This is a genomic window from Microcystis sp. M53598_WE2 (genome assembly GCF_030067735.1).
GTDB lineage: Bacteria > Cyanobacteriota > Cyanobacteriia > Cyanobacteriales > Microcystaceae > Microcystis > Microcystis aeruginosa.
Map to the genome: position 1 here is coordinate 1 of NZ_JASJFE010000316.1, position 5,131 is coordinate 5,131.

Genomic DNA, 5,131 nt, shown 5'->3' on the forward strand with positions numbered 1-5,131 from the left:
ATTGCTGAACGATAACTTTAATTAAGTACCTAAGCAAAATTAATTACACATATCTAACTACCTTTTGCCTATTGCCTATTGCCTATTGCCTATCCTAACCAAGAGGTTGATTTTGTTCCATGTCCTAGTATATATGATCGCTGAGTGCAGAGGAGCTTAGAAAGACCAATGATCTTCGGTCATTGGGGGGTTTATCGAAAATTTGGGTTGAAAACCCCGTCCTTTTAGGGCGGCTTTGTGTTAAAATCTTACTGGTCTAAAAAACCCGCCCTATCATAGATACGACCGAATAAACATACTAGGTTGAAATTCCTGCAAAGGGTTGACGATGAGTAAGGGGAAGCTGACGGCCGCTGGGAACTCCATGCTAGAGGCAAAACGTACCGCGGGTCGGTATGTACAAACCCAAAAAAGTATTGGTCGCCGGAGGACATTCGGAGACTTTAAACGGACGTGGAGGAAGGCATAAGACTACCGCTAAGGTAGCGGCATCCTGTGAAGCGTCAACCCCATTCAGCGACCATCTTAAAAAGGTGGCGTGGTGAGGAATCACCGCTCGTTTACGGCGGTGAGGATGTCAAATTAAACTTAGGATTGGTTTGTTGAATTATCGTCTTATTAAAACTGTGGAAGTAATGGAAATCGGGCAAAAAGTCAAGGTCTGTCGCTTAAGAGACCGCGTTAACTCGGATGTAGCGGGTAAATTGGGTAAAGTGGGTGTCATCAAAAATTTTAAGATGACCGATGGCAGCGGTATTGGTGCTGTTGTCCAGTTCGATGATAAGACCGCTACTTGGTTTTTTGAGGATGAACTCAAACTCATCTAAATACAACGCTTAGGAATTAACCATGTCCTTAATTTTGACCTTTTTGGGCAAGGGGGGCAGCGGTCGCAGTACGATAGCGATCGCTTCGGCGAAGAAAATGGCTGGTCTGGGGTCAAAAGTTCTCTTGATCGGTCAAGATTCCGGCCCTGCTTGGGGATTACTCCTCAAGGCCTCCCCTAGCTCCTCCATTACGGAAATTGCCCCCAATCTCTCGGTTGTGCAGCTTAGTAGTACACAGTTACTAGAAAAAAGTTGGGAAGAAGTCAAGGAATTAGAAAAGCAGTATTTGCGTTCTCCCACCTTGAAAAATGTTTATGGTCAAGAGTTGGGCATCTTACCCGGTATGGACCAAGCTCTAGCTTTAAAATTCCTGCGGGAACAGGATAAAAGCGGAAATTACGATGTCATCATCTACGACGGCAGCGGAGATATCAACAGTCTGAGAATGTTGGGGATTCCAGAGGTAGGTGGCTGGTATTTACGGCGTTTTCGGCAGGTTTTCAGTGATTCCGAGATTGGTCGCACCCTTTCTCCCTTTTTCCAACCGATTGCCGCTGCCGTGCTGAATTTCTCCTTTAATCCCGATGGTTTGGGGAAGAAGGCCGATAATAACATTTTAGACGAGGGGCGCTCGGCTTTAGCCGATCCTCGGCGAGTTTTAGCCTATCTAGTCACCAATGATGATCCACTTGCGATCGCAGATGCCAAATATCTTTGGGGTGCGGCGCAGCAAATCGGTTTAAATGTGGGGGGAGTGATTTTTAATCGCTGTCAGAGTGCCACGGAGGATTTTGCCCCGCTGCCGGCTGCGATTTTACCCGACCGTCAAGGAGAAGATTGGCAGGAGTTAATCGCCGAGTTACCCAATTTTCTCACGGTGCAGCCGCCCAAACCGTTAATAATCGATCCGGCAGCCGGTCAGGTCAAGGTTTATTTACCCGGATTCGAGAAAAAACAGGTAAAACTGACGCAATCGGGTCCAGAATTAACCATCGAAGCGGGAGATCAACGGCGTAATATTGATGTACCACCGCCTCTAACCGGACGAGCGGTAAAAGGGGCAAAATTCCAAGACGGTTACTTAATTATTTCTTTTTAAGGGATTATGTCGAACACCGAGATAGAAAACAAGGACGATCGAGCGGCCAAAACTCGCCAATTATTGGGCATGAAAGGGGCCTCATCGGCAGAAACCTCCCTCTGGAAAATCCGCTTACAATTGATGAAGCCGATCACTTGGATTCCCCTGATTTGGGGGGTTGTCTGTGGGGCTGCTTCATCGGGGAATTATACTTGGTCTTTAGAAGATGTCTTAAAAGCGGCCACCTGTATGTTACTTTCCGGTCCATTGATGACTGGTTATACCCAAACTTTAAATGATTTTTACGATCGAGAAATCGATGCAATTAATGAACCCTATCGCCCGATTCCTTCGGGGGCAATTTCTATTCCGCAAGTAGTCGGCCAGATTTTGGTTTTATTAGCGGGTGGGTTAGGAATAGCCTATCTTCTCGATCGCTGGGCCGGTCATGATTTCCCGATCATGCTCTGTTTAACCCTATTTGGTTCTTTTATCGCCTATATTTATTCAGCGCCACCTTTAAAATTAAAACAAAATGGTTGGCTGGGAAATTATGCCCTCGGTGCTAGTTATATAGCATTACCTTGGTGGGCTGGTCACGCCCTTTTTGGTCAGTTAAATTGGACAATTATGATCCTAACCCTCATCTATAGTCTGGCGGGTTTAGGCATTGCTGTAGTTAACGACTTTAAAAGTGTGGAAGGTGACGAAAAATTAGGCTTAAAATCATTGCCAGTTATGTTTGGAATTACCACCTCGGCTTGGATTTGCGTGATTATGATCGATGTTTTTCAAGCAGGAATTGCGGGTTATCTGATTAGTATTCATCAGAATCTTTATGCCGCTATTTTACTGTTATTAATTATCCCTCAGATCACTTTCCAAGATATGTATTTTCTGCGGGATCCGCTCAAAAATGATGTCAAATATCAAGCCAGCGCCCAGCCTTTTCTAGTGTTAGGAATGTTGGTGACAGGTTTGGCTTTAGGTCAGGGGATACTCTGAAGATTGTAGTTAGTAAAAACAGGAAATATTCAGTTTACGGGACATTATCGCCTTGAATCGGGCTTCTGTTTACGGTAACTTGAGCGGTCAAGGGGGGTGAAAATGGATTTTCGGTTCGATCCCCCCTTAATCCCCCCTTGATAAGGGGGGTGCCGATCCCGCCTTGATAAGGAGGGTATCTGACAATTTTTAATACCTACCTACTTAGCTCGATCACCAGTCTTTTCGTTACAATCAAGAGGGAATCGATGCTGGGGGAAAAATTACTTTTTTTTCTTCCCTGCGATTCGGCATTCTTGACGAACTAATCAAGAATAGTTTCTGTTTAACAAGATTGATTGAGACAAGTATCTCGAATCCTAGTAACCATGAGTAATACCAGTAACTTTCGTCAAGCTTTACGCGAGGCTAAAAGCCAAGCTCTTATCGGCCCCAATGTTATCCCCAAGGCCCTGCCCTATCTCGGTGGCGGTCTAATTTTGACTGCGGTGGGAACCTATGGCGGTTTAGGTGTGATCCAATCCTATCCCCAGATTTTCTTCCCGACTTTCTTTGTCGCCCTGGTTGCCGAGATTATTTTATTTTTTGTCGCCCGTAATACTGCCGAAAGAGGCAATACAGGCACTGCTCTGCCCCTACTGACTCTCTATAGCCTTCTTTCTGGCTATACTCTCAGTGGAATCGTCTATGTGGCCTTAGGTACTTCCGGTGTCGGTTTGCGAGGAGTAGCAATTGCTGCCCTCGGTTGCGGCATTGCTTTTGTGTTGGGACGGAATATCGGCTCGAATCTGTCGGAAAAAGATGGTTTAGCCCTGACTCAAACCGTTAGCATCGGTATTCTCGCTCTATTTATTGTTATCATTGGTCAGCTAATTTTCTCTATCTTTGGTGGTGCTACTCCCACCTGGTTAGAAATCGCCATTTCTGGCATCGGGGTTTTCTTGTTTGCCGGCTCGGCAGTGGTGGACTTTTACATCTTGCCCCGTACCTACAGAGATGAACAGTATCTTAGTGCTGCTTTATCGATGTATTTGACCTATATCAACCTATTTATCTTTATTCTGCGCCTTTTAATCGCTCTTAACGGTCGAGATTAGGGCAAATAGAGAGGAGTTAGAAATTAGTTACAACCTAACTTCTAACTCCGCTAGAATGGTAAAGAAATGTAAACAGCCTGTAAAGATTATGACTGAACCACAACCGACTCAAACCCCCAAATTAGAAGATCCCAAATTTGGCTTTAATGACTATGCCGAGCGCCTCAACGGTAGGGCTGCTATGATTGGTTTTGTGATCACCCTGTTGATCGAGTATCTAACTGGCCAAGGTCTGTTATCTTGGTTAGGGTTACAGTAGTTTTTTAAGCTTTTTTAGGCATTCTAGGGGAAATACAGCCTTGAGTGTTAGTTAACGCATACAAGCTTCATGATTTTCCCCGTAGAATCCTTGCAAGACCGAATCACCTCGCTGTTGCGGTGTCCCGTGGGAGCGATTAGGAGCTTCAAAATCGCCCACTTCCGAAGCGGCTTCCGCTAGAAGTTTTCCCGCTATTATATAATCCTGTTTGGATAAACCTCTAGCTTCGGTAAATAACCAAGAAAGGGTATCTCCCGCTAGACAATCGGCCTGTAATTCAATGCCGATGCTCATCCCACCTTCATCGATGCCACCAATACCCCGATTCCACTGAACAGCGTGAGCGGCCTCGTGAGCGACGGCATAAAGGGGAAATAAAGGATTATCGCTAATACCAGTAACTTGCTTGAGATTGACATAGACTGTATTATCTACAGTGCAGAAAGCCGCTAGGGAAATTACACCGCAGGGAGTGGTTATCGGGCCATCGCTTAACAAATACTTAAAATTGATCTGGTGTAATTGAGCCGTATATTCAATTACCGCTTCTAGGGCATCCGTAATATCGTCTGCTTGCGCTCTCTGGGCTAGAGGGGATAAAATCAAGAGGGAACTACAAGAAACGGCAGATATCAGGGATAATAACCGTTTACGGCCAGAGTTAGGTTTCATGGTACTAACAAAGTCGGGAGTGAGGAAGAATTTTAATTGATCTGAATTAGCCTACCGCTACGATCACAATTTTAAAAGCTATATCTAAGACTTCCAGAGAAAATACAGAATTTACGCGGCTTTTGATCGAAGTTTACAGAATTCCTCGTCAAGGTTTAGGAAATTAATTGGGGTTTGCTGAATAAATCTA

Annotated in this window: 6 protein-coding genes; 5 read left to right on the forward strand and 1 reads right to left on the reverse strand. The window is 44.9% G+C overall.

Going from position 1 to position 5,131, the window contains the following annotated elements; all coding sequences use genetic code 11:
- Positions 1–635: 635 nt before the first annotated feature.
- The 5 genes from petP (at position 636) to PX636_RS06890 (ending at position 4,269) form a co-directional block, all read left to right on the forward strand.
- Positions 636–827 (forward strand): cytochrome b6f subunit PetP, encoded by a 192-nt coding sequence (gene petP / locus PX636_RS06870; protein WP_173351108.1) that lies wholly within the window; start codon positions 636–638, stop codon positions 825–827.
- A 22-nt stretch (positions 828–849) separates the two neighbouring features.
- Entirely contained in the window at positions 850–1,926 is a 1,077-nt protein-coding gene (locus tag PX636_RS06875; protein WP_288116572.1) for a Get3/ArsA fold putative tail anchor-mediating ATPase NosAFP, read from the forward strand.
- Between the two features lie 6 nt (positions 1,927–1,932).
- Entirely contained in the window at positions 1,933–2,913 is a 981-nt protein-coding gene (gene chlG / locus PX636_RS06880; protein WP_002796856.1) for a chlorophyll synthase ChlG, read from the forward strand.
- 368 nt (positions 2,914–3,281) lie between these two features.
- Complete coding sequence (locus PX636_RS06885; RefSeq protein ID WP_002796854.1) at positions 3,282–4,010, forward strand: Bax inhibitor-1/YccA family protein; 729 nt, start codon at positions 3,282–3,284, stop codon at positions 4,008–4,010.
- Between the two features lie 88 nt (positions 4,011–4,098).
- A complete protein-coding gene (locus tag PX636_RS06890; RefSeq protein WP_002742489.1) occupies positions 4,099–4,269 on the forward strand; it encodes a CAB/ELIP/HLIP family chlorophyll-binding protein in 171 nt (56 codons plus the stop codon).
- 51 nt (positions 4,270–4,320) lie between these two features.
- Here PX636_RS06890 and PX636_RS06895 read toward each other — a convergent pair whose 3' ends face one another.
- A complete protein-coding gene (locus tag PX636_RS06895; protein WP_002796853.1) occupies positions 4,321–4,941 on the reverse strand; it encodes a hypothetical protein in 621 nt (206 codons plus the stop codon).
- Positions 4,942–5,131 lie beyond the last annotated feature (190 nt).

Bases quoted from the DNA above. Each gene is read 5' to 3' on its own strand.
- petP (WP_173351108.1), top strand. From the start codon at position 636: ATGGAAATCGGGCAAAAAGTCAAGGTCTGTCGCTTAAGAGACCGCGTT.
- PX636_RS06875 (WP_288116572.1), top strand. From the start codon at position 850: ATGTCCTTAATTTTGACCTTTTTGGGCAAGGGGGGCAGCGGTCGCAGT.
- chlG (WP_002796856.1), top strand. From the start codon at position 1,933: ATGTCGAACACCGAGATAGAAAACAAGGACGATCGAGCGGCCAAAACT.
- PX636_RS06885 (WP_002796854.1), top strand. From the start codon at position 3,282: ATGAGTAATACCAGTAACTTTCGTCAAGCTTTACGCGAGGCTAAAAGC.
- PX636_RS06890 (WP_002742489.1), top strand. From the start codon at position 4,099: ATGACTGAACCACAACCGACTCAAACCCCCAAATTAGAAGATCCCAAA.
- PX636_RS06895 (WP_002796853.1), bottom strand. From the start codon at position 4,941: ATGAAACCTAACTCTGGCCGTAAACGGTTATTATCCCTGATATCTGCC.